Here is a 24894-nt window from a genome sequence, read left to right as displayed (position 1 = left end):
AAGACCATCTGTTTCACGTGAAACACCATACTCCGCTCACCCCGTTGCTCACTAACACTCCTCGCTCACCACCTACTTCCCGATGCAGAACGTAGAGAAGACCTCGCCGAGAATGTCCTCAACCCCGATGGCGCCGGTCACCCGGGCCAACGCCTCAGCGGCCCGACGCAGGTCATCGCCTGCCATCTCCGGCGCCAGATCGAGCGCACGGCGGCCTGCCTCGACCGAGACCAAGGCCTCCTCCAGACGACGGCGGTGGCGTTCACGGGTGACGGCCGGGAAGTCGGCGCCGGACAGATCGCGCGCCAGACGGGCGGCGATCCAGTCGTGGAGAGCCGCCATCCCCTCCCCCGTCGTTGTGCTGACGACCAGGGCCTCGCGGCCGTTTACGGACGCGGCCCCGAGGTCGGCCTTGGTCAGCACGACCAGATCGTCCGCTCGGGCATACTCCGCCGCCACCCCGTCCACATCGCCGGGCGCCCGGACCCAAAGACGCAGCTCGGCCTGTTCGGCCCGAACCCGCGCGCGACGGACGCCCTCGGCTTCGACCGGATCGTCGCTGTCGCGAAGACCCGCCGTGTCGGACAGGGTCACCGCATAGCCGCCGATGATCAGGTCGGCGTCCAGCACATCGCGGGTGGTGCCGGCGATGGGGGTGACGATGGCCGCCTCGCGCGCGACCAGAGCGTTGAACAGGGATGACTTGCCGGCGTTGGTCTCGCCGATCAGGACGATGCGATAGCCTTCCCGCACCCGCTCGCCGCGCCCGGCGTCGGCCAGGGCGGCTTTCAGATCAGCGATCAGCCCGTCCAGAACCGGTCCCGCAGTGCGCGCCAGGTTGTCCGGCACCTCTTCATCGGGAAAGTCGATCTCGGCCTCGACCAGCGCCAGGGCCTTCAGCAGGTCCCGGCGGAAACCGGCGTAGGCCGCGCCCAGCGCGCCATCCAGCTGGCCCAACGCCTGTGAAGCCTGCGCCGTCGTCTCGGCGTCAATCAGATCGGCCACGGCCTCGGCCTGGGCCAGATCCATCCGCCCGTTCTCGAACGCCCGGCGGGTGAACTCGCCGGGATCAGCCGGCCGCAGACCTAGCGCCATCAGCGCCTTGGACGCGGCCTCGACGACTGCCCGACCACCGTGCAGATGCAGTTCGGCGCAGTCCTCGCCAGTGTAGGAATTGGGTCCGGGGAAGCGCAGCACCAGCGCCTGGTCGATCACTTGGCCCTTATGGGTCAGGGTCCGCAGCGAGGCCATCCGCGCCTTCAGGCCTCCGGCGCCCAGACCGGTCAGGGCCGCGTCCGTGTCCGGACCGCTAAGCCGCACAATGGCGATCGCGCCGCGGCCAGGCGGGGTGGCGAGGGCGAAGACGGTGTCGATCACTTGGCGGAGCCCACCGCCCCTTCCATCATCCGACGGAACTGGTCCTGCGCCTGCAGGCCGAAGCTGGTCCAAGTCTTCATCAGCTCTTCGGGCTGCATGGCGGCGACATTGGCCTCCATCCGCTTCTGCATCTCGGCGACCATGGCGTCGTTCAGCGGCGTCACGTCGGGCAGGCCCAGAAAGGCGCGCGCCTCGGCGGGGGTGCAGTCGATCTCGACGTTGATTTTCATGCGGCCGCTCCAATCTCAGAGGCCTAGTCTTAGGCCAAGTCGGCCACCCAAAGGAACCGCCCTGATGTCCCTCCCCTCGACCCAGACCGCCGTCCGTTTCGAACGCCACGGAGGATCGGAGGTTCTGGATCTGGTCGAGGTCCCCGTTCCCTCGCCCGGGCCCGGTGAGATCCTGATCCGCAACGTCGCGGTCGGTCTGAACTTCATCGACATCTATCAGCGCACCGGCCTCTATCCCTTGCCCCTCCCGTCCGGCCTCGGCAAGGAATCCGCCGGGGTGGTCGAGGCGGTCGGCGAGGGCGTCACCCGGTTCAAGGTCGGTGACCGCGTGGCCACCGCCACCGCCCCGGTCGGCGCCTACAGCCAATTCCATCTGATGCCCGAGAGCACCGCCGTCTCCGTGCCGGACGACATCAGTCTGGAGGTCGCGGCTGCCGTCATGCTCAAGGGGATGACCGCCGAGTTTCTGGTCAACCGCGCGTTTCACGTGAAACAGGGCGACGAGGTTCTGCTCCACGCCGCCGCCGGCGGGGTCGGCCTGATCCTCGGCCAATGGGCGAAATCTCTGGGCGCAACGGTGATCGGCACGGTCGGATCGGAGGCCAAGGCCGAACTGGCCAAGGCTCACGGCAGCGACCATGCCATTCTCTATGATCACGAAGACGTGGCTGCCCGCGTGAAGGACATCACCGAGGGTCGTGGCGTCGCCGTCGCCTTTGACTCCGTCGGCAAGGACACTTTCGAGGCGTCCCTGGCGAGCCTGAAGCGGCGCGGCACCCTGATCCTGTTCGGCAATGCGTCGGGTCCGGTCCCGCCGTTCGATCCGCTTCGCCTATCGCGCGGCGGCTCGCTCTATGTCACCCGGCCGACCCTGTTCGACTATGTCGCCACGGTTGAGGAACTGGACACCAGCGCCGCCGCCCTGTTCGCGGTCATCCGCTCCGGCGCGGTCAAGGTCGAGATCGGCCAGACCTTCCCGCTGACGAAAGTGCGCGAGGCGCATGAGGCCCTGGCCGGTCGCAAGACGACCGGGTCGACCCTGCTGATCCCCTGAAACAGAAAAGGCCCCGGATCGCTCCGGGGCCTCCTTCTTCTCCGTCCGGCGGTCGCCGGTCAGGTGTTCATCGACTGGAAGAAGTCGGCGTTGTTCTTGGACTGGCGCAGCTTGTCGAGCAGGAACTCGATGGCGTCCTGCGGGCCCATCGGGTTGAGGATGCGGCGCAGGACATAGGTCTTGGCCAGTTGGTCCTTCGGGGTGATGAGGTCTTCCTTGCGGGTGCCGGATTTGAGCACGTCGATGGCCGGGAAGATGCGTTTGTCGGCGACCTTGCGGTCCAGCACGATTTCCGAGTTACCGGTGCCCTTGAACTCTTCGAAGATCACCTCGTCCATGCGCGAGCCCGTGTCGATCAGGGCGGTGGCGATGATGGTCAGCGAGCCCCCCTGCTCCACGTTCCGCGCGGCGCCGAAGAAGCGCTTCGGGCGTTGCAGGGCGTTGGCGTCGACACCGCCGGTCAGCACCTTGCCCGACGACGGGACGGTGGCGTTGTAGGCGCGGCCCAGACGCGTGATCGAGTCCAGCAGGATCACGACGTCCTTCTTGTGCTCGACCAGACGCTTGGCCTTTTCGATCACCATTTCGGCGACGGCGACGTGGCGCGTGGCCGGCTCGTCGAAGGTCGAGGCGATGACCTCGCCCTTCACCGTGCGCTGCATGTCGGTCACTTCTTCCGGACGTTCGTCGATCAGCAGGACGATCAGGAAGACTTCCGGGTGGTTGCGTTCGATCGACTTGGCGATGTTCTGCAGCATGACCGTCTTGCCGACGCGCGGCGGGGCGACGATCAGGCAGCGCTGGCCCTTGCCGAGCGGGGCGACGATGTCGATGACCCGGCCCGAGCGGTCCTTCAGGGTCGGGTCTTGGATCTCCATGTGAATCCGCTCTTCGGGATAGAGCGGGGTCAGGTTGTCGAACAGGACCTTGGTCTTCACCATCTCGGGGTCTTCGAGATTGATGGTGTCGACCTTCAGCAGGGCGAAGTAGCGCTCGCCCTCGCGCGGGCCGCGGACCGCGCCGTGGATGGTGTCGCCCGAGCGCAGGCCGAAGCGGCGGATCTGCGACGGCGAGACATAGATATCGTCCGGGCCCGGAAGATAGTTGGCGTCCGGGCTGCGCAGGAAGCCGAAGCCGTCCGGCAGGATTTCCAGCACGCCGTCGGCGATGATCTCGACCTCTTCCTCGGCCAGGGCCTTGAGGATGGCGAACAGCAGGTCCTGCTTGCGCAGGTTCGAGGCGTTCTCGACCTCGAGGCCCTCGGCGAAGGCGACCAGATCTTCCGGCGTCTTGGCGTTCAGCTCGGCAAGGGTGATGCGGCCGTTCGGGACGATGGGTTCGCCGTCCTCGTCCTCATCGGCCTCCTGATCGACCATCGGCAGATCGGCGGCGGAGACCTCGTTGGAGGTTTCGTCGAGGGTTTCGGTCTCGGGCGAGGTCGGATCGGTGTCGCGGACGTCGGTCATGGGAGTCTACTTCTTGGCGTGCACGCCCGGACGCTCGCGGCGCGAGGTCGGGTCCGGCTGGCGATGTTGGCCTTGCGGCCGGCAGGAGGTGCGATGGGGTCCCGCAGGGTCGATCCGGCAGGCATCGCGAGGAGAGAGGGACCGTCCGGCAGAGGGCCAAGACCGGTTCGCGACCAGCGAAACCATGGTTCCGGGGGTCAGGTCAAGCGCGGCCTTAGCCCTCCCCCTCGAGGGGGGAGGGTTGGGTGGGGGTGGATGCAGTGCATTTCAGGACCAGCCCGTGAGGTGTCACCGCCTCTCGCGCTCTTCACCTTGAGAGCGCGCCGTCACCCCATCCCCAACCCCTTCCCCCTCGAGGGGAAGGGGCTCTACCCCAGCGTCCACTCCGTCGTCACCGACAGCACCATGATGATGGCCAGGACGAATGGGATCTCGTTGGTCATGCGCCAGAACTTGCCGGAGTATTTCGAGGTCCCGGCAGCGATCTTCTTGCGCTGCCCGGCCAGGAAGCCGTGCCAGCCGGCCAGCAGGAAGACGCCGACCAGCTTGGTCACCATCCACGGCTGGTGGGCGAAACTCCAGTCCGCCCCCCCCCCGCTGCGCAGCCAGAACAGCCAGGCGCCGAAGAGGAAGGCCAGGATCATCGCCGGGTTGATGATGATGCGCAGCAGGCGGGTCTGCCAGACGCGCAGCAGGCCCTGCATCTCGGACTTCAGCGGCTCGGCCCTGGCGTTCTGCTCGGCGTCATAGGCGAACAGGCGCGGCAGGAAGAGCATTCCGGCCATCCAGGCGATCACCGCCAGGATGTGCAGGCCCCGGACCACGTCATAGGTGTTCACGCCGCTCTCCGCTCGCAGGTGCGCGGGCAGGCCTTCCAGTCCGCGCGACAGCCGGGACCGTGCGGCGCGACGCCGGTTCGCGCAAGCGCCCCGACCGCCGCCTCGGCCAGCTCATTGATGAAGGCCGCCGTTACACCGACGGCGGGGACCCGCAGATAGGGCGAAACGCCCAAGCCGTGGGCCAGCTCGCCGTATTCGATGTCCAGCTCGACCAGGGTCTCAACGTGTTCGGAGACGAAGGCGATGGGGGCGACAACCGCCCCGACGCCGTCCTTCGCCGCCTGTTCGATGGCCTCGACCGTCGAGGGGCCCAGCCATTTCATCGGCCCGACCCGGCTCTGGTAGCAGACCACCCAGTCGGTCAGACCGGCCTGGGCGGCGATGGCGGCGCAGGTGCTTTCGATCTGCTCCTGATAGGGATCGCCCTTCTTCGCGACCAGCACCTCGGGGATGCCGTGAGCCGAGAACAGGACGCGGACCGGCCTGTCGCCCGCTTCCGCAAGCTTGCCCTTCACCAGTTCGGCCTGCGCCTCGATCCAGCCCGGCGCCTCGGGCCAGCAGCAGACAGTGCGGCTGACGCCCGATCCCGCATAGACCTCGTTCCAGCGCTTCAGCGAGCTCTCGCTCGTGGTGGTCGAGAACTGCGGATAGAGCGGCAGCAGCACGATCTCGTCCGGCCCGAACACCGCCACGTCCGCCGCGGTCTCCTCCGTCAGCGGATGCCAGTAGCGCATGGCGATGAAGGTCTTCACCTCATCGTCCGGCAGGCGGGCGCCGAGCGCGGCTTCCAGCGCATCCGCCTGTTTCCGCGTCTCGGGCAGCAGGGGCGAGCCGCCGCCCATCAGGGCGTAGTTGGCCTGGGCGCTCGTCTCGCGGCGACTGGAGATCAGCTTCGCCAGCGGCGTCCGGAACAGGCCCGGCAGACCGATGATGGCCGGGTCATTGAACAGGTTGAACAGGAAGGGCTTCACCGAGGCCTGATCGTCCGGCCCACCCAGATTGAACAGGACAACGGCGATGCGACGGCCTTTCAAACCGGTCCCCATTTCTTCCATCACTGCGCGCCGATCCGTTTCAGCACCTGCTCGACATGCGCGATCGGCACGTCCGGCATGATCCCATGACCGAGGTTGAAGATCCACGGACCCTGCCCCCAGGCCTCGAGCAGTTGATCGACCCGCTTATCCAGCAGCGGCCCGCCGGCGCGCAGCAGCAGCGGATCCAGCGCGCCCTGGATGGTCTTGATCTTCTGCACGGCCTGACCGACTGGCATGGGACAGGCGGTGTCCAGCGCCACGCCCTGCACCTCGACCTCACGCGCATAACGTTCGGCCAGCGCCGCCGAGCCCCTCGGGAAGCCGATCAGGGGCGTGGTCACGCCCAGTTCGCGCACCCGCTTCACCAGCTTGATGTGCGGCTGCAGGACCAGGCTCTCGAACAGATCGTCCGGCAGGCCCTCGGCCCAGCTCTCAAAGATCTTCAGCGTCTGCGCCCCGGCGTCGGCCTGCATCTTCAGATAATGGGCCGTCGCCTCGACCAGAACGTCCAGCACCGCCGCGACCTTCTCCGGCTCGGCATAGGCATAGGTCCGGGCCTGCGCCCGCTCACCCTTGCCGATGGTCCGGGCCACGCCGTCCAGCATATAGGTCGCCACCGTCCACGGCGCGCCCGCAAAGCCGATCAGGGCCTTGGAGGGGTCCAGCTGTTCACGGACGAGGCTCAGGGTCTGACCGATGGACTTGAGGCTCTCCCCTGCCCCCTCGGCCTTGTCCCGCATGGCCTCGACCGAAGGCATCTCGCCCAGCCGGGGTCCCTCCCCCGCCTCGAACCACACGTCCTGCCCCAGAGCCCGAGGGATCAGCAGGATGTCGGCGAACACGATCGCCGCGTCAAAGCCGAAACGGCGCATCGGCTGAAGCGTCGCCTCGGCGGCCTTCTCAGGATCGTGACAAAACTCGATAAAGCCCGGCGTCGTCGCCCGCAGCGCCCGGTATTCCGGCAGGTATCGCCCGGCCTGACGCATGAACCAGACCGGCGGACGAGACGTCGTCTCTCCGGCAAGGGCTTTCAGGAACAGGGGGGTGTCAGGCTGGGTCGTCATTTGATCGTCGGCTTACCGGGGGGCGGGGACAGGCTCAAGCCCAGGCCGGTGTCGCACCCCTTCCCTTCCCAAACATTCAAATTTGAAAAGGATGGAAAGAAGTGGATTGGGCCGGGGATGACGGGGACAAGCCGGTCAAATCGGCCGTCTTCGGACGGGTTGTCCGGATTCAGTCACAGGGCGATCGACAGACCCGGTCCGACCTGTCGATACCGGGGATAACTATTAACAAGACCTTAACATCGGGGGATTCCGGGCGTTTGGGGGACGGTCGGGTCTGGGCGCCGATCCCGGCGATCAGGGTTCCTCCACAAGCCGCCGTCGCCTCTCCCCGTGTCGGTGGATGACCGGGGAGAAACCTGCGGCGCCGATCCACCTTCATCCCCGCTCGCGACCCTCGACGGGGGCGGCTATAGAGATCGGCGCCCGGTCGTGAACCGAACGGCGCCCCGCCTCGTCCACAGGAGTCCCCGTTCGCGGGGTCGTTATCCCGATGAGTCTTTCGCGATGAACCCGGGCCGTCCCGCCGGCGCCTCACGCCTCGCCACCTATTTCCACGTCCATCTGGTCTCGGACTCGACCGGCGAGACGCTGAACGCCATGGCCAAGGCCGTGGTGGCCCGCTTCGACGGTGTTATCCCAATCGAGCACATCTACGCCCTGGTCCGCTCGGACCGGCAGATGGAGCGGGTGCTGGACGAGATCGCCGCCGCGCCGGGCGTGGTTTTGCACACCCTCGTCGACCGGGACCTGCGTGAACAACTGGAGGAAGGCTGCCGCAAGCTCGACATGCCCCAGATCGCGGCCCTGGATCCGCTGGAAACCGTCCTGTCCCGCTATCTCGGCGCGGCCTTGGCCCCGCGCGTCGGCGCCCAGCACGCCCTGAGCTCGGAATATTTCGACCGGATCGCCGCACTCGACTTCGCCATGGCCCATGATGACGGCCAGGGCGCTACCGAACAGCTCGAGACCGCCGATGTGGTCCTGTGCGGGGTCAGCCGTACGTCAAAGACCCCGACCTGCATCTATCTGGCCCACCGCGGCATCCGCGCCGCCAATGTGCCCCTGGTGCCCGGACAGGAAGATGGCGAGCGCCTGGTCCAGCTGAAGAATCCGCTGGTCATCGGCCTGACCGTCTCGCCGGACCGTCTGGTACAGATCCGCCGCAACCGTCTGGACGGGCTGAACGCCAACCACGCCTCGGCCTATATCGACCACGACGCCGTGCGCGAGGAGACGGTCAAGGCGCGCCGGGCCTTCGAACGCCGGGGCTGGCCGGTCATCGACGTGACCCGCCGTTCGGTCGAGGAAACCGCCGCGGCCATCATCAATGTCCTGAACGAGCGCCGCACCAAGCGGATGGGAGCCGGCTGGTAGTGACAGATCATGCGCTAACGCCCGGCGGGCTACATGAGCGCGGGGAACGCCTGATCCTCGCCTCGAAGAGCGCCGCCCGCCGGGCCATGCTCGAGAATGCGGGCGTACCCTTCACCGTACAGGTCGCCGACGTGGACGAAGACGCGGTCAAGGCCGTGCATGATCCCGCAGACGCTGCCGGGCTGGCGGTGGAACTGGCCCGGGTGAAGGCTCTGGCGGTCTCGCGCCCCGACGGCGACGCCTGGGTGCTGGGCGCCGACCAGACCCTGGCCTTCGACGGCGGCCTGATCTCCAAGGCGAAAAGTCTGGACGAAGCCCGCGCCCGCCTGTCGGACATGCGGGGCAAGGCCCACCATCTGCATTCCGGCGCCGCCCTGGCGCACAACGGCCAGATCGTCTGGTCCGGCGTGGACACCGCCGCCATGCAGGTGCGCGACTTCTCCAACGCCTTCCTCGACGCCTATCTGGCGCGCGAGGGCGAGGGCCTGCTGTCCAGCGTCGGCGCCTACAAGCTGGAGGGCATGGGCTCCCAACTGTTCGACCGCATCGACGGCGACTATTTCACCGTCCTAGGCATGCCCCTGTGGCCGGTTCTGGCCGAGTTGCGCCGGGCCGGGATCCTGACCGCATGACGATCCGCGCCGGGGTCGCCGGACAGCCGATCAGCCATTCACTCAGTCCCCTCCTCCATGGCCTGTGGATCGAGGCGGCGGCGCTGGATGCCGCCTATGAAGCCTTCGGGCCGCAGGATGAGGCCGGGTTCGCGGACCTGATCGCCTCAGGGCGGGCGGGCAATCTGAGGGGTCTGAACGTCACCGCTCCGTTCAAGGAACAGGCGCTGGCGGCGGCTGATGTCGTCAGCCCGACGGCCCGCACCTGCGGCTCGGCGAATCTTCTGGTCTTCGAGGATGGCCGCCTGTCCGCCGACAGCACTGACGGCCAGGGCCTGATGCTGGCCCTGTCCGAACAGGCGCCCGCCTTCGACGCCAAGGGCGCATCGGTCGTCGTGCTGGGCGCGGGCGGGGCGGCTCGGGCCGCCGTCGTGGCGCTGAAGGCCGCCGGGGCCGAGGTCGCGGTTCTGAACCGGACGCGCGAACGCGCCGAAACCCTGTCGGTCGAACTGGGCTGCTCGGTCGCCGATCCCGACGCCGTCCGCGACGCCGCCCTGATCGTCAACGCCCTCAGCGTCCGGCCCGAGATCGATATCGCCGCCCTGCGCGACGACGCCGTCCTGATGGACATGACCTACAAGCCCCTGATCACCCCCTTCCTCGCCGCCGGTCTGGCGCGCGGGCTGACGACGGTGGATGGTCTGGCCATGCTGATCGGTCAGGCTCGCCCGTCGTTCGAGGCCCTGTTCGGCTTTGCGCCGCCGCCCGTGGATGTTCGCGCAGCCGCCCTCGCCCGGCTGGGAGAGACCGCATGATCCTGCTCGGCCTCACCGGCTCCATCGGCATGGGCAAGTCGACGACGACGGCCATGTTCGCCGAGCACGGCGCCCTGATCTGGAACGCCGATGAGGCGGTTCATCGGCTCTATGCCTCCGGCGGCGCCGCGGTCGGCCCCATTGGCGCGGCCTTCCCCGGCGTGGTCATGGACGGCGCCGTGGATCGCACCCGGCTGGCCGAGGCGCTGGGCCGTGACGATCAGGCGTTCAAAAGACTGGAAGCCATCGTCCATCCGCTGGTGGCGCAGGGCCGGGCCGACGACCTGATCGCGGCCCGCGAACGGGGTGTGAAGCTGGCGGTGCTGGATATCCCCCTGCTGTTCGAGACGGGCGGAGACGCCGCCGTGGATGCGGTGGTGGTGGTCAGCGCCCCGCCGGAAGTGCAGGCCGAGCGGGTTCTGGCCCGGCGCGGCATGACCCGCGAACGGTTCGAGGCCATCCTGTCGCGCCAGATGCCGGACGCCGAGAAACGCCGCCGCGCCGATTTCGTGGTGGAGACCGGCCAGGGTCTGGACGTCGCCCGCGCCCAGGTGGCCGAAATCGTGGGGATGGTTCTGGCCGAAGGCTGGACGCCGCCCGGTCGTGGTCTTCCGAAAGACGTCGAACGCGCCCATTAAGGGGCCATGCGCGAGATCGTTCTGGATACGGAAACCACCGGCTTTGACCCGAAGACCGGAGATCGGCTGATCGAGGTCGGCTGTATCGAGATCATGGACCTGCTGCCGACCGGGCGGACTTATCATACGCTGGTGAATCCCGAGCGGCTGATCCCGCCGGACGCCATCCGGGTGCACGGCATCACCGACGACAAGGTCAAGGACGCGCCGAAATTCGCGGAGATCGTCCAGGAGCTGTCGGATTTCATCGGCGACGCGCCGGTGATCGCCCATAACGCCCAGTTCGACCGGAACTTCATCGACTTCGAATATGCGCGGATCGCCCATCCTCTGATCCCGGCGGATCGCTGGATCGACACCCTGCAACTGGCCCAGAAGAAGTTTCCGGGCATGCCCAACTCGCTGGACGCCCTGTGCAAACGCTTCAAGGTCAGCCTGGCCGACCGGACCTTCCACGGCGCCCTGATCGACGCCCGTCTGCTTGCCGAAGTGTATCTGGAGCTGCGCGGCGGCAAGGAACGGCGGCTGGATCTGTCATCGGCCAAGGTGACCGCCGCGGCCGGCCCGGTCATCGCCACCGCCTATGGCGCGCGCCCGCATCCCCTCGCGCCTCGCTCGACCGAGGCTGAGCGCGCCGCCCACGCCGCCTTCCTGCTGGCGACGCTGAAGGACCACACCCTCTGGGAAGGGTACGGCCTGGAATTGGAAAAGGCGCCCGCCGCCTGACGGACGCCTTTTCTTTTGTCCTAACGCGCGACGAAGCGGGCTCCGTCATCGGGGGAGACAGGGTGTCTTACGCCTGGCCGGTGTCGGCCGGGCCGCGGGCGATCTGGGCCTGGCGCGACATGTAGATGGTCGCGAAGTCGATCGGGTCCAGCATGAAGGGCGGATAGAAGCCACCGTCCGAGGTCGCGCGGGCGATGATCTCCCGGGCGAACGGGAACAGGTAGCGCGGGCATTCGATCAGCAGCATGGGCTCGATGTCCTGCTCCGACACGCCGGCCAGGGCGAACAGGCCGCCGTAGACCAGCTCGACGTGGAACACGGCCAGGCTCTCGGTCGAGGCCTTGATCGACAGGCGCAGTTCAACCTCGAACAGGCCGTCCTGACGACCGGCGGCGTTCATCTCGACGCCCATGTCGATCGAGGGCTTGCCGTCGAGGCGCAGGCTGTCCGGCGCCTTGGGGTTCTCGAACGACAGGTCCTTCACATACTGGGCGACGATCCGGAAACCCGGGCCCTGCGGCTGGCCGTCGATCGCGGCGGGGTTGGCGTCGGCGGGCGGAGCGGCGTCGGTCATGGGTGGAAGTTCTGTCTGGAATGTGGGTCGGGCATGCGCCCGGAAGGCGGGGCGACTACCATGCGCGGCCCCCTGCGGCAACGACGCTCGCCCAACGGGGGCGGCGCTTCGCCTTGCGCGGCCTTATATCAGCCCCTAATCGTCGTATTCCGCGTCGTTCCTCCCGACGCCAGTCAAGGATGTCCCGTGCCCCCGGTTTCGGTCCAGATCGTCATCTTCGCCGTCATTGCGGCCTTTGTCCTGTTCCAGCTCTACAATGTGCTGGGCAAGAAGGTCGGTCGCCAGCCCGAGGAAGACGCCCGGGCCCAGCCTCCCGTCGCCACCCCGGCGCAGGGCGAGGCCGGCGCCAATCGTCCGAACGTGCTGGACGCCGTGACCCTGGCCTCCATCGCCGGTCTGAAGGCGCGTGATCCGGCCTTTGATCCAGTTCGCTTCCTGGAAGGCGCCCGTCAGGCCCACGAGACCATCGTCCGCGCCTACGCCGCCGGTGACCGCGACACGCTCAAGCCGCTGCTGACCGCCAAGGTCATGGCCTCGTTCGACGCCGGGATCGCCGCCCGCGAGGCCCGCGGCGAAACCCAGACGGTCGAATTCGTCCATCCGGCCCGCGCCGATCTGGAGCTGGCGACGGCGGAAGAGAACCGCGCCATCGCCAAGGTCCGCTTCCTGGCCGAACTGCGCCACCGCACCAAGGCCGCCGATCCGGCGGCTGAGGAAGAAGTCGATGAACGTCGCGTCGCCGAGGTCTGGACCTTCGAACGTACCCTGGGCGCCAGCGATCCCAACTGGGTCCTGGCCCGCACCGAAGCCGCCGCGGCCTGATCATGGTCCGCGGCCGCGCCGCCGGGCGGATCGGAAGCGCAGCGGCCGCGCTGCTGCTGGCCCTGTTGGCGGCCTGCGCCACCCGGCCGCCGGTCTCGCCCACGCCCCGACCGGTTCCCGGCCCGTCCGAACCGGCGCCGCGTCCTCTAGAACCCCGCCCGCCGGAGCCCCGGCCAGAGCCGCCGCGCGGCGTGAATCCCTCGACCCTGCCCGGCTGGGACGACGAGGATCATCTGGCCGCCTTCAACGCCTGGGCCGATGGCTGCCGTATCTCGCGCGACGCCGCCGCCCGCACCCAGTGCGACCGGGCCCTGCAGATCCGCATGACCTCGCGTCCGGTGACCCCGTCCATGGCCCGGGCCTTCTTCGAGACCGGCTTCACCGTCGTGGCCGCCGAGACCGCCGACGGCGGACCGGGCCTGCTGACCTCCTATTTCGCGCCCGAATATCCGGCCAGTCGGACGCAGACGGCCGATTTCGACATGCCGGTTCTGGCCGCCCCCGCGGGCTGGCGGCGAGGCCAGACCCTGCCGCCCCGCGCCGAGATCGAGGCCGCGCCGCCGACCGAGACCCTCGCCTGGATGCGGGCCGAGGACCTGTTCTTTATGCAGATCCAGGGGTCGGGCTACCTGACCTTCGAGGATGGGGCCAAGGCGCGCGCCGCCTATGCCGCTGACAACGGCCAGACCTTCGTCGGCATCGCCCGGCCCATGGCCGATCAGGGCCTGCTGCCGCGCAACGGCACCTCGGGCGACGCGATCCGCGCCTGGCTGGCCGCCCATCGCGGCGAGGAGGCGCGGGAGGTGATGGCGCTGAACCCGCGCTACATCTTCTTCAGGCTGGACCCGGACGATGGCGGCGATCCCGCCGGAGCGGCAGGCGTCCCCCTGCCAGCCCGCCGCGCCATCGCGGTCGATCCGGCCCACTGGCGCTATGGCGATCTGGTCTGGATCAGCGCCGACGGCGGCAATCTGGCGGGCGCGCGCGGCAGCTATCAGGGACTGGTCGTGGCCTTGGACACCGGTTCGGCCATTCGTGGGCCCGTCCGCGCCGACCTCTACATGGGCCGGGGCGATGCGGCGGGCGCGGAAGCGGGGGCCGTCCGCCACCCCTTGCGGATGTGGCGGCTGGTTCCGGTCAGATAATCCTTCTCCCGATGGGAGAAGGTGGCCGGGCGGAGCCCGGTCGGATGCGGGTCGGCTGTTTCATTCGGCCTTAGCCGCCGCCCGGAACAGCGACGCGGCTCATCGCCGAATGCGGACGAACGACCCTCATCCTTTCGCCTGTCCAATCGCTACGCTCTTGGAGGCTCAAGCCCTCTCCCATCGGGAGAGGAAAGAGAACTCACCGCCGCTTCAGCCCGCCCAGCAGACCCCGCAGCAGCTCCCGCGTGAGCGTACTCCCCGCCGTGCGCAGCACCGACTTGGTCGCTGCTTCAATCGGCGTCTCCCGTGTCGAGCGACGGGCCGGGGCGCGGGCCGGAGCCCGGGACCGGGCGGCCTCGCGCTCGTAGCGGGCCTGCATCCGCGCCTGTTCCTTCTCACGGGCGGCGGCGGCTTTCTCGGCGTCCTTCGCCGCCGCGGCGTCCGCCTTGGCTTTCGCCTCCGCCAGTTTGGCGTCAGCGGCGGCCTGATCGGCCTCGCCCCGGCGGGCGGCGAGGATTTCCTCGGCGGACTCCCGGTCCACCACCGTGTCGTACAGGCCTCGGACGGGGCTGGCGGCCATGACCTGCGTCCGTTCAGCGTCGGTCGCGGGCCCCAGTCGCGAGGCCGGCGGGCGGATCGCGGTGCGGCCCACGATATTGGGCGCCCCCTTCTCGTCGAGCGTCGAGACCAGGGCCTCGCCCACGCCCAGACCCTGGATGCATTCGGCGGTGTCGAAGGCGGGGTTGGGCCGGAAGCTTTCCGACGCGGCCTTCAGCCCCTTCCGCTCGGACGGGGTATAGGCGCGCAGGGCGTGCTGGATGCGGTTGCCCAGCTGGGCCAGCACGCTGTCGGGAATGTCCGCCGGATTCTGGGTGACGAAATAGACGCCGACGCCCTTGGAGCGGATCAGGCGCACCACCTGTTCGACCTTCTCGCGCAGGGCGGGCGGGGTGTCGTTGAACAGCAGGTGGGCCTCGTCGAAGAAGAAGACCAGACGCGGCTTCTCCGGATCGCCGACCTCGGGCAGTTGCTCGAACAGCTCGGACAGCAGCCACAGAAGGAAGGCGGCGTACAGGCGCGGGCTGTTCATCAGCTTCGTCGCGTCCAGCACATTGACCTGCCCCCTGCCATCCAGACCGGTGCGCAGCATGTCCTCCAGCCGCAGGGCTGGTTCGCCAAAGAAGGCGTCGCCGCCCTGTTGCTCGAGCTGCAGAAGGGAGCGCTGGATGGCGGCGATGCTGGCCGGGGCGACGTTCCCCACCTCGCGCCCGATCCGCTCGGCGTTCTCGCCCACATAGACCAGCATGGCGCGCAGGTCGTCGAGGTCGAGCAGCAGCAGGCCTTCCTTGTCGGCGACGTGGAACACCACCGACAGCACGCCCTCCTGCACATCGTTCAGGTTCAGCATCCGGGCCAGCAGCAGCGGCCCGATCTCGCTGACGGTGGTGCGGATCGGATGTCCTTTCTGGCCGTACAGGTCCCAGAAGACGGTCGGGGCGGCCTTGGGATCGAGCGTCAGCCCCATCGACTGGGCGCGGGCCAGCAGTTTCTCGTTCGGCGCGCCGGGCATGCAGATGCCGCTCAGGTCGCCCTTCACATCGGCGCAGAAGACCGGGACGCCCGCGTCCGAGAAGCCCTGGGCCATGATCTGCAGGGTCACCGTCTTGCCGGTGCCGGTGGCCCCCGCCACCACCCCGTGTCGGTTGGCGCGGCCATAGAGCAGGATTTCGGGCTTGTCGGGCGATTGACCGAGGAAGACGCCGGTATCGGACATGGGAACTCCGCAGTGGGGGGCGCGCTCATGCTCCACCCGTCAGCGCCGCTGTTCAAGAGCGCCCGCTCACAGGAATGATTGACGCGGCCTGACGAGACCTTGACCATATGCCCATGAAACCGCCGATCGCCGTTCCGACCTCCGCCGTGGCCCGCAATGCGCTGGTGGCGCTCGCCGTCGTGGGGGTGGGCGCCGCCGTCTACTGGATGGCCGACATCCTGACGCCGCTGGCCATGGCGATCTTCCTGCTGATCATGATCGACGGGGTGAAGCGGACCATCGAGCATAGGCTGAACCTGCCGGGCCATCTGGCGGGCGTGGCGGCCCTTCTGGTCGTGGTGGTGGGCTTCTTCGCCTCCATCGCCTTCATCGTGAATGGGGCCTACGGCTTCTTCAGCGACGCCTCGGGCGTTTCGGCCAATATCGGCCCTCGCCTCGATCAAATCCTGCGCGACGCCTCAGCCCTGGTCGGCGTCACCAATCCGCCCACCACCACCGACCTGATCGCCCAGATCGACGTGCGGGGGTATCTGATGACCATCGCCGGCCAGGCCCAGGGCGTGGTGACCGGGTCGATCTTCGTCATGATCTACCTCGGCTTCCTGCTCGCCTCGCAGAACGGCTTCCGGCGCAAGCTGGTCAACATGTTCCCGGACCGCACGTCCCGGGCCGAGGCGCTGGAGGTGTTCCAGCGCGTGCGCGGCGGGGTCGAGGGCTATCTGTGGGTCCAGACCGTCACCGGGGTGATGATCTGCGCCGCCGCCTGGATCCTGATGCGGGCCGTCGGGCTCCAGAACGCCGAGTTCTGGACCTTCGTCATCTTCATCGTCGGCTTCATCCCCGTGCTGGGCGGCGCGGTGGCGGGTCTGGTCCCGCCCCTGTTCGCCCTGGTCCAGTTCGAGAGCTACTGGCAGGCGGCTGTCCTGCTGGGCGGGCTGCAGGCGATCCTGTTCATAAGCGGCAACTTCATCCAGCCGCGCATGCAGGGCGACAACCAGAACATCGATCCGGTGGTGGTGCTGCTGGCCCTGGCCTTCTGGGGCAAGGTCTGGGGCGTGGTCGGCATGTTCCTGTCGACCCCGCTGGCGGTGATGGCCATGGCGATTCTGGCCGAGTTCAAGGGCTCGCGCTGGATGGCCATCCTCCTGTCCGGCGACGGCGAACCCTATGCCGAAGCGGAGACGGCCGCGCCCAAGGCCAAAGGCCGGACAAAGGCCGCGTCAACGCGCCACACGCCCGATACGCCGAAGACTTGACGGCGCCCTTGATTGGCCACAACCGGCGCCTATCTCCCCCCTGTCGCCGCGGGCCCCCTCCCCCCAAAGCCCGCGGTTGAAGAGATCGGCGCCAACCCTCCCCCCTCCTGGGCGCCGATCCGAAGCAGGCCGCCGAACGCAAGTTCGGCGGCCTTGTCGTTTCAGGACAAGGACTTGGCCGCCGCGACTTTCCGGCCACAGATCATCCGCGATCTGAAATCGCGCCCGGAACAGCGGGTCGTCCGCACCGTTCAGCCCTCCGTCGGTGGGGCCGAACAGTTTCGAACCTGAAAGACCAGCCGATGAAAACCCTTCTCTCCGCCACCGCCCTGTCCCTCCTCATGGCCGGTGTCGCCGCGCCGGCCCTCGCCCAGTCGGCTCCTGACTGGAGCGGCCCCTATATCGGCATCTACGGGGGCGGGATCGACAACAAGGAACAGGAAGACGAGACCCTGATCTTCGACCGCAATCTGGACGGCGTGTTCGGAGAGACGGTCACCACCGCGCCCCCCGCCAACGCCAATGCCTTTGCCCCGGGCTTCTGCTCGGGCAGCGCCTCGACCAATCAGGCCCCGGATGGCTGTAACGGCGACAACACCGGCGTCGAGGGCTCGATCCGCGCCGGCTATGACTGGCAGTTCGGCTCGTTCGTCGCGGGCGTCGTGGGTGAATGGAGCGCCGTGGACGTCGACGACACCGTCACCGGCTTCAGCAGCACCCCGGCCAGCTATGTCTTCAAGCGTCAGGTGAACGACATGGCGGCCCTGCGCGCCCGCCTCGGTTACGCCGCCGGTCCGGCCCTGGTCTATATCACCGGGGGCGCCGCCTATGCCGGGATCGAGAACAGCTTCCAGACCACCAACACCGCCAACAGCTTCGTGGTCCGGGAAGATGACGACAAGGCCGACGGCTGGCAGGCCGGCGCCGGTCTGGAATGGCGTCTGGCCCCGAACCTCTCGGTGACCGGAGAATACCTCTACACCTCGCTGACGCCGGGCGATTACGTCGTTCGCGCTGGCAACACGGGCACGACCCCGGCGACCAACCCTTTCATCCTGGCGCCCAACACCACGGGCACGGACATCATGCGCAGCAATGACGAGATGGAGCTGCACGCCGTCCGGATCGGGATGAACGTCCGCTTCTGATCTGCTCTGACTGATCGCTGATAATCGGCGCCGGTACCGCTAACGGGACCGGCGCCGGGGTTTTTGGGGGTTCCCGCCATCGCCGGGCTGGCCTAGGACCCCGGGCAGACCGGACCCTTGCCCTTATGCGCCAGCGGCCTAGTCTGCTTTCTGAAACCGGCGGCCCATCGGGCCGCGCCATACGAGACCTGTCCATGACCGGCGCCACCGCCCCCACCGTCCCTCAGGCGATCACCCTGGAGGCGCTGGAGGCGAACTATGCCGCCGCGGCCGGTCATCCGCCGGGCGCGGCGGAGAAGGCCTATCTGGCCCAGGTCCTCGAGGACTACGCCGCCGACGAGACCCCGGAACTGGACGGCGCCGATCTGGCCGCCCTGCTGGCCGCCGTGTGGAAGACGGTGCTTGACCGCGATCCTGCCGATCCCGCCCGCATCAGCGTCGGCCCGCACACCGGCGCGCGCGGCGTCGGCACCGGTTATGACGTCCTGACCATTGTCCAGAACGACAAACCCTTCCTCGTCGACAGCGTCATGGGTGAACTGGCCGAGGCCGGCGTCACCGTCCGGTCCATGTACCACCCCATCGTCGAGGGGCCGCAGGGTCGGACCTCGGTCATCCTCGTGGTGCTGGACGCCCTGCCGCAGGAGCGCCGCGACGCGCTCGGCGAGGCTCTGGCCCAGACCCTGGCCGACGTCCGCGCGGCGGTGACCGCCCACGGCGCCATGCATGAGCTGATCGGCCAGTCGATCGCCCATCTGGAAAGCTCGCCTCCAGGCGTCGATCCCGAGGTCCTGGCCGAGAACCTCGCCTTCCTGCGCTGGCTGGCGGCGGACCATTTCGTCTTCCTCGGCGCGCGCGACTACGACTATCCGCGGGCCAAGGACGGCGGCTATGAAGCCGAGGCCCCCCTGTCCCAGTCGGGCGAGGGTCTCGGCGTTCTGGTTGATCCGGAACGCACCGTGCTGCGCCGCGCTTCGGAGCCGGCGGTCCTGACCAAGCAGATGAAGCGTCAGCTGGATCTGTCCGATCCGGTGACGGTGGCCAAGGCCAACGCCCGTTCGCGCGTCCATCGCCGGTCCTACATGGACTATATCGGGGTGAAGCGTTTCGGCGCCGACGGCCGTCCATCGGGCGAGACCCGCTTCGTCGGCCTGTTCACCGCCGAAGCCTATGACAAGGCCGCGTCGGAAGTGCCGCTGATCCGCCGCAAGGTGGCCAATGCGCTGGAGCGCGCGGGCAAGCTGGAGGGCACGCACAGCTACAAGCGGTTGAAGAACATCCTCGACAACTATCCGCGCGACGAGCTCTTCCAGATCACCGAGGACGAGCTGCTTGAGATCGCCCTGGGCATCCTGCACCTGCACGACCGCCCGCGCATCAAGACCTTCACCCGCAAGGACCCGTTCGACCGCTTTGTCTCGGTTCTGGCCTTCATCCCGCGCGAGCGTTTCGACGCCTCGGTCCGTGAACGGATCGGCGCCATCCTGGCCCGCGCCTGGGGCGGCCGCATCTCGGCCTGGTATCCCCAGCTGTCGGACCAGCCGCTGGTCCGCATCCACTACATCATCGGCGTGACCCCGGGTGATCATCCGTGTCCGGATCAGGCCGCGCTGGACGCTGAGGTCGCCGAAGCGGGCCGCAGCTGGATCGACCGGTTCGAAAGCGCCCTGCGCGCCGCCGACGTCGAGGAAGTCTCGGTCGGACCGGTCAGCGCCCGCTGGGCCGACGCCTTCGGCGCCGCCTATCGCGACCGCTATGACGCCCGCGAGGCCGTGCTCGACTACCAGGCCATTGACACCCTGAACGCCTCGGGCAAGGTCGGGACCGGCGAACCGGTCGCCGTGCGCGCCTTCCGCACCGAGCGCGACGGCCCGCTGAACTTCCGCTTCAAGCTGTACCGTCGGGGCTCGGCCGTGCCGCTGTCCGACGTCCTGCCGATCCTGGCGGACATGGGTCTGAAGACGCTGGAGGAATGGGGCTACGCCCTGAAGCCCGCCGGGGATCCGGAGATCCACGTCCACGAATTCCTGATGGAAGACCCGCGCGGCGGCGATCTGAACTTCAACACCGTGCGCGACCCGTTCGAGGCCGCCTTCGCCGCCGTCTGGAACGGCCGCACCGAGAGCGACGGCTTCAACCGCCTGGTGCTCGAGCTGGGCGTCGATTGGCGAGAGGCGGCGCTGATCCGCACCCTCGCCCGCTATCGCCAGCAGACCGGCCTCGATCCGTCGCAGGCGGTTCAGGAAGAGGCGCTGCGCGACTATCCCGCGGTGGCCCGCGCCATCCTGGCCCTGTTCGACGCCAAATTCAGCCCGGTCGCCGGCGGCGACGCCAAGGCTCGCGAGGCGACGGTCACCGATCTGGTCAACCACATCAACGACCTGCTCCAGGACGTGAAGAGCCTCGACCACGACAAGGCCCTGCGTCGCCTGTCGCTGCTGGTCCAGGCGATCAAGCGGACCAACTATTATCAGGTCGGCGCGGACGGTCAGTCCAAGCCTTACATCTCTATCAAGATCGCCTCGCGCGAACTGGTCGACCTGCCCCTGCCCAAGCCGTTCCGCGAGATCTTCGTCTGGGCGCCGTATGTCGAGGGCGTGCACCTGCGCTTCGGCCCGGTCGCCCGCGGCGGCCTGCGCTGGTCGGACCGTCGTGACGACTTCCGCACTGAGGTCCTGGGTCTGGTGAAGGCCCAGCAGGTCAAGAACGCCGTCATCGTGCCGGTCGGCTCCAAGGGCGGCTTCTTCCCGAAATACCTGCAGGGCATCGTCCGCGCCGGGGGCGACCGCGACGCCCAGCAGGCCGAGGCCATCCGCTCGTACAAAACCTTCCTGTCCGGTCTGCTCGACGTGACCGACAACATCGCCAAGGACGGCGCGGTGGTTCCGCCCGCCGCCGTGGTGCGCTGGGAAGGCGACGACCCCTATCTGGTCGTGGCCGCCGACAAGGGCACGGCGACCTTCTCCGACATCGCCAACGGCGTCTCGGCCTCCTACGGCTTCTGGCTGGATGACGCCTTCGCCTCCGGCGGTTCGGTCGGCTACGACCACAAGGTCATGGGCATCACCGCCCGCGGCGCCTGGGAGGCCGTGAAGCGGCACTTCCGCGAGGAAGGCAAGGACATCCAGTCCGAGCCCTTCACCGTCGTCGGCGTCGGCGACATGTCGGGCGACGTCTTCGGCAACGGCATGCTGCTGTCGAAAGCCATCAAGCTGGTCGCCGCCTTCGACCACCGCGACATCTTCATCGACCCGACGCCTGATCCCGCGACCTCGTGGGTCGAGCGCGACCGGATGTTCAAACTGCCGCGCTCGTCCTGGCAGGACTACGACACGTCCAAGATTTCGGCGGGCGGCGGCGTCTTCTCGCGCTCGGCCAAGTCGATCGAGCTGAGCCCGGAAATCCGCGCCGCGCTGGACATCCAGGAAACCGCCCTCGATCCGGCGGCCCTTATGAAGGCCATCCTCAAGGCCCCGGCCGAGCTGCTCTACTTCGGCGGCATCGGCACCTACATCAAGGCGCCGAACGAGACCGACGCCCAGGTCGGGGACAAGGCTAATGACGCCATCCGCGTCGATGGCGCCGAGGTCCGCGCCAAGGTCATCGGCGAGGGCGCCAACCTGGGCCTGACCCAGGCCGGTCGCATCGCCTTCGCCCGCAACGGCGGCCGGATCAACACCGACGCCATCGACAACTCGGCGGGCGTGGACAGCTCCGACCATGAGGTCAACATCAAGATCCTGACCGGGGCGGCCATCGCCTCGGGCGCGTTGAAACAGGAAGACCGCAACGCCCTGCTGGCCTCGATGACCGAGGAAGTCGGGCTGAAGGTGCTGGTCCACAACTACGATCAGACCCTGGCCCTGACCCTGCAGCAGGCCGAGGGCGCCGCCGCCCTGGATTCCCAGCAGCGCTTCATGCAGTGGCTGGGCTCGAAGGGGAAGCTGGACCGCAAGGTCGAGGGTCTGCCGGACGACCTGCGTCTGGCCGAGATGAAGGCCTCGGGCCTGCCGCTCAGCCGTCCTGAACTGGCCGTCCTGACCGCCTATTCCAAGCTGGAGCTGTTCGACGAGATCGTCGCCTCGGGCGCGCCCGACGACGCCTTCTTCAAGCAGACGCTGGTCCGCTACTTCCCCGGTCCGCTGGCGAAATTCGAAGCCGACATGCAGCGCCACCGCCTGAAGCGCGAGATCATCTCGACCATCCTGTCGAATGAGATCGTCAACATGTGCGGCGCGACCTTCCCGGAACGCCTGCGCCTGTCGGCCCAGTGCGACACCGGGGCCATGGTCATCGCCTTCGAGGCGGCCCGCCAGATCTTCCGCCTTGACGAGGCCTGGGATGCGGTCTCGGCTCTCGACGGCAAGATTCCGGCGGACGCCCAGACGGCGCTCTATACGGAAATCTCGACGGTCCTGCGCCGCCAGACCTTCTGGCTGGCCCGTCGGGCGACCCGCGAGGGCGCGACCGTGGACGGCCTGATCGCCGCCTACCGTCCCGCCGCCGACGCCCTGCGCGCCGCCGGGGGTTCGGTCCTCAGCCGCTTTGAGGAAGGTCGTCTGGAGGCCCGGGTCCAGAAATTCATCGGCCTGGGCGCCTCGGAAGAGATGGCCCGCGACTTCGCCATGCTGCGTCCGCTGGTCGCCACCGCCGACATCGGCGATCTGGCCCGTGAAGCGGGCTGGCCGGAACCGGCCATGGCCATGCTCTACCACCAGGTCGGCGCGGCCTTCGACTTCGACCGCCTGCGCGCGGCGGCGGGCGCTGTCCCGTCCGTGGATCATTTCGACCGTCTGGCCGTGCGTCGGATGATCGAGGACCTGATGGGCGAGCAGATGGCTCTGACCCGCGCCGTGGCCAAGGCCTCGAACGTCTCGGTCGGCGCCAGCGAGGCGGCGGCGGAGAAGGCCGTCGACGACTGGATCGGGCCGCGTTCGGCCACCGTCGAGGGCGTCCGCGCCTCGGTGGACGAGATCGAGACCTCGGGCTCGGGCTGGACCTTCGCCAAGCTGACCATCGCCAATGCGTCGATCCGCGAGATCGCTTCGTCAGCGCGCTGATGGGCGCTTCTCGAGCGCGGAACGCTCCCGGTTGCCGGGGGCGTTTCGCGGTTGGGCGGGTGATCTGCTAGCGTCGTCGGGCTGAGGGAGGGCGAACGATGCCCAGGAAGTTTCTCGTCGTCGTCGACGACAGCCCCGAGTTCGAGGGCGCCCTGCGCTATGCGTCGCGCCGGGCCCGCTCGACGGGCGGGCATGTCGTCCTGTTGCGCGTCATTCCCCCCGCCGCCTCGGACGCCCACTGGGCCGGGGTGCGCGAGGAGATCGAACGCCAGACCCGCGCCGAGGCCGAGGCCACGCTGAACAAGTGGGCGGGAGAGGCGGCGGAGCGTTCGGGCTCCACCCCCATCCTGCTGATCGAGCGTGGCGAGCCGCAGGCCGCCATCCGCAAGGTCGTCGGCGAAGATCCGGACATCAAGATTCTGGTGCTGGCGGCGGGCGGCGGCGGTCGCGGCCCCGGCCCCCTGGTCGCCGCCGTGGTCAAACAGGGCGCCGCCTTCACCGGCCGCAAGCTGCCGGTCACCATCGTCCCCGGCGAACTGACCGAGAAGGACGTCGAGGACCTGGCGTGACGCCAGCGCCCTTGAACGCTGGCCCCTCAGGGCGCACTTACGCCCCATGTTCATCCAGACCGAACCGACGCCGAACCCCAACGTCCTGAAGTTCCTGCCGGGACGGGATGTGTCCGAGGACCCGCGTGACTTCGTCAATGCGGAAGAGGCCGCCGCCTCGCCGCTGGCCGAGGCCCTGTTCGCGCTCGACGGCGTGACCTCGGTCTTCTTCGGCTACGACTATGTCTCGGTCACCCGCGACGCCCAGGGTCTGGAGTGGAACCAGATGAAGGCCCCCATCCTGGCGGCCATCATGGATCATTTCGTCTCGGGCGCGCCCCTGATGCGCGGCGGCGTCTTCAACAGCGCCGATCCGGACGGCGAGGACACCGAGATCGTCGCCGAGATCAAGCAACTGCTCGACAGCCGCATCCGTCCCGCCGTGGCGCAGGACGGCGGCGACATCCTGTTCGACGCCTTTGACGAGGAGACCGGGGTCCTGTCCCTGCGCATGCGCGGCGCCTGCGCCGGCTGTCCGTCGTCCTCGGCGACTCTCAAGTCCGGGGTCGAGCAGATGATGAAGCACTATGTGCCCGAGGTGACCCGCGTCGAGCAGGTCCTCTAGACCGGGCATTCTCGGCCTCGTCGCTACCTACAAGGCGACAAAACAGTTTTACTTCTCGTCACACGCGACACTCTTCGGCATGCTGTTGCGATGCCCCGGTTTGAAAGCGATCACGACGCCCGACGTCTCGGCGAGGCCCTCGCGGCCCTGCGCCGCGCGCGTGGCCTGAGCCAGGCCGAGGCGGGCGCCCGTGTCGGCATGACCAGCCAGGGCTGGGGCCTTTATGAGGCGGGCAAGCGCCCCGGCCTGTTCCGCCCCGACGTCCAGCGCCGCCTGACCGGCGCCGTCGACGCCACCCCCGAGGCGCTGGCCCTGCATCTGGGGGCGCCTGCTTCCGAGCCCTCCATCGCCTCCGGCGTCGAAAGCCGCGCCCGCGCCTTCGCCGACGCGCCCTTCGCCGAGACCCTGCGCCTGCAACTGTCCAGCGACGACCTGGCCCCCTGGGCCGCCTCGGGCGTGACGCTGGAGTACGCCCCCGGTCGCTGGCCGCGCCGCGATCAGGGCTGTGTCATCGACATGGCTGACGGCCGCCGTCTGGTGCGCCTGTACGAGCGGGCCGAGGGCGACCTGTTGGTGGTGCGCGGCGGGCCCGGCGGCCTGTCCGCCGAAGAGCGAATCCCTCGCGCTGAAACGCGATCCGTCTCCGCCGTGATCGCCCGGCTGGATCAGTAATGAAACTTTTTGATTGCAACCAGAGCGCGTCGATGA

At 68.4% G+C, this 24894-nt stretch carries 22 protein-coding genes; 14 read left to right on the top strand and 8 right to left on the bottom strand.

Annotation, left to right across the window (positions count from 1 at the left end; all coding sequences use genetic code 11):
• Positions 1-72: 72 nt before the first annotated feature.
• Complete coding sequence (gene mnmE / locus ACTIEF_RS01655; RefSeq protein ID WP_439470445.1) at positions 73-1377, bottom strand: tRNA uridine-5-carboxymethylaminomethyl(34) synthesis GTPase MnmE; 1305 nt, start codon at positions 1375-1377, stop codon at positions 73-75.
• Complete coding sequence (locus tag ACTIEF_RS01650; RefSeq protein ID WP_439470444.1) at positions 1374-1607, bottom strand: DUF6489 family protein; 234 nt, start codon at positions 1605-1607, stop codon at positions 1374-1376. Before ACTIEF_RS01650 ends, mnmE begins: the two co-directional genes overlap by 4 nt.
• Positions 1608-1671: 64 nt before the next feature.
• Here ACTIEF_RS01650 and ACTIEF_RS01645 point away from each other — a divergent pair, with 64 nt between their 5' ends.
• Positions 1672-2661: a quinone oxidoreductase family protein gene (locus ACTIEF_RS01645; RefSeq protein WP_439470443.1), complete on the top strand. Its 990-nt coding sequence runs from the start codon at positions 1672-1674 to the stop codon at positions 2659-2661.
• Between the two features lie 59 nt (positions 2662-2720).
• Here ACTIEF_RS01645 and rho read toward each other — a convergent pair whose 3' ends face one another.
• The 4 genes from rho to hemE form a co-directional block, all read right to left on the bottom strand.
• Positions 2721-4127: a transcription termination factor Rho gene (rho, locus tag ACTIEF_RS01640; RefSeq protein ID WP_439470442.1), complete on the bottom strand. Its 1407-nt coding sequence runs from the start codon at positions 4125-4127 to the stop codon at positions 2721-2723.
• A gap of 368 nt (positions 4128-4495) precedes the next feature.
• Positions 4496-4966 carry a CopD family protein gene (locus tag ACTIEF_RS01635; RefSeq protein WP_439470441.1) on the bottom strand — a complete coding sequence of 157 codons (471 nt, stop codon included), beginning with the start codon at positions 4964-4966 and terminating at the stop codon, positions 4496-4498.
• A complete protein-coding gene (gene hemH, locus ACTIEF_RS01630; protein WP_439470440.1) occupies positions 4963-6012 on the bottom strand; it encodes a ferrochelatase in 1050 nt (349 codons plus the stop codon). The genes ACTIEF_RS01635 and hemH overlap by 4 nt, the downstream gene beginning before the upstream one ends.
• Before the next feature lie 8 nt (positions 6013-6020).
• A complete protein-coding gene (gene hemE, locus ACTIEF_RS01625) occupies positions 6021-7067 on the bottom strand; it encodes a uroporphyrinogen decarboxylase (RefSeq protein WP_439470439.1) in 1047 nt (348 codons plus the stop codon).
• Between the two features lie 507 nt (positions 7068-7574).
• Between hemE and ACTIEF_RS01620 the strand changes: the two genes are divergently transcribed.
• The 5 genes from ACTIEF_RS01620 to dnaQ are packed head-to-tail and all read left to right on the top strand — an operon-like array spanning position 7575 to position 11234.
• The gene (locus tag ACTIEF_RS01620) at positions 7575-8444 is read left to right on the top strand and encodes a pyruvate, water dikinase regulatory protein (RefSeq protein WP_439470438.1); all 870 of its coding nucleotides are present in this window, start codon (positions 7575-7577) and stop codon (positions 8442-8444) included.
• Entirely contained in the window at positions 8444-9076 is a 633-nt protein-coding gene (locus ACTIEF_RS01615) for a Maf family protein (protein ID WP_439470437.1), read from the top strand. The genes ACTIEF_RS01620 and ACTIEF_RS01615 overlap by 1 nt, the downstream gene beginning before the upstream one ends.
• Positions 9073-9870: a shikimate dehydrogenase family protein gene (locus ACTIEF_RS01610; protein WP_439470436.1), complete on the top strand. Its 798-nt coding sequence runs from the start codon at positions 9073-9075 to the stop codon at positions 9868-9870. Before ACTIEF_RS01615 ends, ACTIEF_RS01610 begins: the two co-directional genes overlap by 4 nt.
• The gene (coaE, locus tag ACTIEF_RS01605; RefSeq protein ID WP_439470435.1) at positions 9867-10508 is read left to right on the top strand and encodes a dephospho-CoA kinase; all 642 of its coding nucleotides are present in this window, start codon (positions 9867-9869) and stop codon (positions 10506-10508) included. Before ACTIEF_RS01610 ends, coaE begins: the two co-directional genes overlap by 4 nt.
• Positions 10509-10514: 6 nt before the next feature.
• Positions 10515-11234, top strand: a complete 720-nt coding sequence (gene dnaQ, locus ACTIEF_RS01600) for a DNA polymerase III subunit epsilon (RefSeq protein ID WP_439470434.1) — start codon at positions 10515-10517, stop codon at positions 11232-11234.
• Positions 11235-11301: 67 nt separating this feature from the next.
• Here the strand turns inward: dnaQ and secB are convergent, their stop codons facing one another.
• A complete protein-coding gene (gene secB, locus ACTIEF_RS01595; protein WP_439470433.1) occupies positions 11302-11808 on the bottom strand; it encodes a protein-export chaperone SecB in 507 nt (168 codons plus the stop codon).
• Positions 11809-11994: 186 nt separating this feature from the next.
• Here secB and timA point away from each other — a divergent pair, with 186 nt between their 5' ends.
• The gene (gene timA, locus ACTIEF_RS01590) at positions 11995-12630 is read left to right on the top strand and encodes a TIM44-related membrane protein TimA (protein ID WP_439470432.1); all 636 of its coding nucleotides are present in this window, start codon (positions 11995-11997) and stop codon (positions 12628-12630) included.
• 2 nt (positions 12631-12632) lie between these two features.
• Positions 12633-13775: an MltA domain-containing protein gene (locus ACTIEF_RS01585; protein WP_439470431.1), complete on the top strand. Its 1143-nt coding sequence runs from the start codon at positions 12633-12635 to the stop codon at positions 13773-13775.
• Between the two features lie 199 nt (positions 13776-13974).
• Here the strand turns inward: ACTIEF_RS01585 and ACTIEF_RS01580 are convergent, their stop codons facing one another.
• A complete protein-coding gene (locus ACTIEF_RS01580; protein WP_439470430.1) occupies positions 13975-15549 on the bottom strand; it encodes a helicase HerA-like domain-containing protein in 1575 nt (524 codons plus the stop codon).
• A 113-nt stretch (positions 15550-15662) separates the two neighbouring features.
• Between ACTIEF_RS01580 and ACTIEF_RS01575 the strand changes: the two genes are divergently transcribed.
• The 6 genes from ACTIEF_RS01575 (at position 15663) to ACTIEF_RS01550 (ending at position 24858) form a co-directional block, all read left to right on the top strand.
• Positions 15663-16805: an AI-2E family transporter gene (locus tag ACTIEF_RS01575; RefSeq protein ID WP_439470429.1), complete on the top strand. Its 1143-nt coding sequence runs from the start codon at positions 15663-15665 to the stop codon at positions 16803-16805.
• Positions 16806-17107: 302 nt separating this feature from the next.
• Positions 17108-17953, top strand: coding sequence for an outer membrane protein (locus ACTIEF_RS01570; RefSeq protein ID WP_439470428.1), 846 nt, complete (start codon positions 17108-17110; stop codon positions 17951-17953).
• A 194-nt stretch (positions 17954-18147) separates the two neighbouring features.
• Positions 18148-23013, top strand: coding sequence for an NAD-glutamate dehydrogenase (locus tag ACTIEF_RS01565; RefSeq protein WP_439470427.1), 4866 nt, complete (start codon positions 18148-18150; stop codon positions 23011-23013).
• Positions 23014-23111: 98 nt separating this feature from the next.
• Positions 23112-23582 (top strand): universal stress protein, encoded by a 471-nt coding sequence (locus tag ACTIEF_RS01560; protein ID WP_439470426.1) that lies wholly within the window; start codon positions 23112-23114, stop codon positions 23580-23582.
• A gap of 46 nt (positions 23583-23628) precedes the next feature.
• Positions 23629-24186, top strand: a complete 558-nt coding sequence (locus tag ACTIEF_RS01555) for a NifU family protein (RefSeq protein ID WP_439470425.1) — start codon at positions 23629-23631, stop codon at positions 24184-24186.
• A gap of 90 nt (positions 24187-24276) precedes the next feature.
• Complete coding sequence (locus tag ACTIEF_RS01550; protein WP_439470424.1) at positions 24277-24858, top strand: helix-turn-helix transcriptional regulator; 582 nt, start codon at positions 24277-24279, stop codon at positions 24856-24858.
• Positions 24859-24894: the final 36 nt, after the last annotated feature.

The organism is Brevundimonas sp. (assembly GCF_051858995.1).
Lineage (GTDB): Bacteria > Pseudomonadota > Alphaproteobacteria > Caulobacterales > Caulobacteraceae > Brevundimonas.
This window is presented reverse-complemented; position numbering and strand designations above follow the sequence as displayed.

Excerpts from the sequence above, each read along its gene's own strand:
- ACTIEF_RS01650 (WP_439470444.1), bottom strand. The coding sequence starts at position 1,607 with ATGAAAATCAACGTCGAGATCGACTGCACCCCCGCCGAGGCGCGCGCC.
- ACTIEF_RS01645 (WP_439470443.1), top strand. The coding sequence starts at position 1,672 with ATGTCCCTCCCCTCGACCCAGACCGCCGTCCGTTTCGAACGCCACGGA.
- rho (WP_439470442.1), bottom strand. The coding sequence starts at position 4,127 with ATGACCGACGTCCGCGACACCGATCCGACCTCGCCCGAGACCGAAACC.
- hemH (WP_439470440.1), bottom strand. The coding sequence starts at position 6,012 with ATGGGGACCGGTTTGAAAGGCCGTCGCATCGCCGTTGTCCTGTTCAAT.
- hemE (WP_439470439.1), bottom strand. The coding sequence starts at position 7,067 with ATGACGACCCAGCCTGACACCCCCCTGTTCCTGAAAGCCCTTGCCGGA.
- ACTIEF_RS01620 (WP_439470438.1), top strand. The coding sequence starts at position 7,575 with ATGAACCCGGGCCGTCCCGCCGGCGCCTCACGCCTCGCCACCTATTTC.
- ACTIEF_RS01610 (WP_439470436.1), top strand. The coding sequence starts at position 9,073 with ATGACGATCCGCGCCGGGGTCGCCGGACAGCCGATCAGCCATTCACTC.
- coaE (WP_439470435.1), top strand. The coding sequence starts at position 9,867 with ATGATCCTGCTCGGCCTCACCGGCTCCATCGGCATGGGCAAGTCGACG.
- dnaQ (WP_439470434.1), top strand. The coding sequence starts at position 10,515 with ATGCGCGAGATCGTTCTGGATACGGAAACCACCGGCTTTGACCCGAAG.
- secB (WP_439470433.1), bottom strand. The coding sequence starts at position 11,808 with ATGACCGACGCCGCTCCGCCCGCCGACGCCAACCCCGCCGCGATCGAC.
- ACTIEF_RS01585 (WP_439470431.1), top strand. The coding sequence starts at position 12,633 with ATGGTCCGCGGCCGCGCCGCCGGGCGGATCGGAAGCGCAGCGGCCGCG.
- ACTIEF_RS01580 (WP_439470430.1), bottom strand. The coding sequence starts at position 15,549 with ATGTCCGATACCGGCGTCTTCCTCGGTCAATCGCCCGACAAGCCCGAA.
- ACTIEF_RS01575 (WP_439470429.1), top strand. The coding sequence starts at position 15,663 with ATGAAACCGCCGATCGCCGTTCCGACCTCCGCCGTGGCCCGCAATGCG.
- ACTIEF_RS01570 (WP_439470428.1), top strand. The coding sequence starts at position 17,108 with ATGAAAACCCTTCTCTCCGCCACCGCCCTGTCCCTCCTCATGGCCGGT.
- ACTIEF_RS01565 (WP_439470427.1), top strand. The coding sequence starts at position 18,148 with ATGACCGGCGCCACCGCCCCCACCGTCCCTCAGGCGATCACCCTGGAG.
- ACTIEF_RS01560 (WP_439470426.1), top strand. The coding sequence starts at position 23,112 with ATGCCCAGGAAGTTTCTCGTCGTCGTCGACGACAGCCCCGAGTTCGAG.
- ACTIEF_RS01555 (WP_439470425.1), top strand. The coding sequence starts at position 23,629 with ATGTTCATCCAGACCGAACCGACGCCGAACCCCAACGTCCTGAAGTTC.
- ACTIEF_RS01550 (WP_439470424.1), top strand. The coding sequence starts at position 24,277 with ATGCCCCGGTTTGAAAGCGATCACGACGCCCGACGTCTCGGCGAGGCC.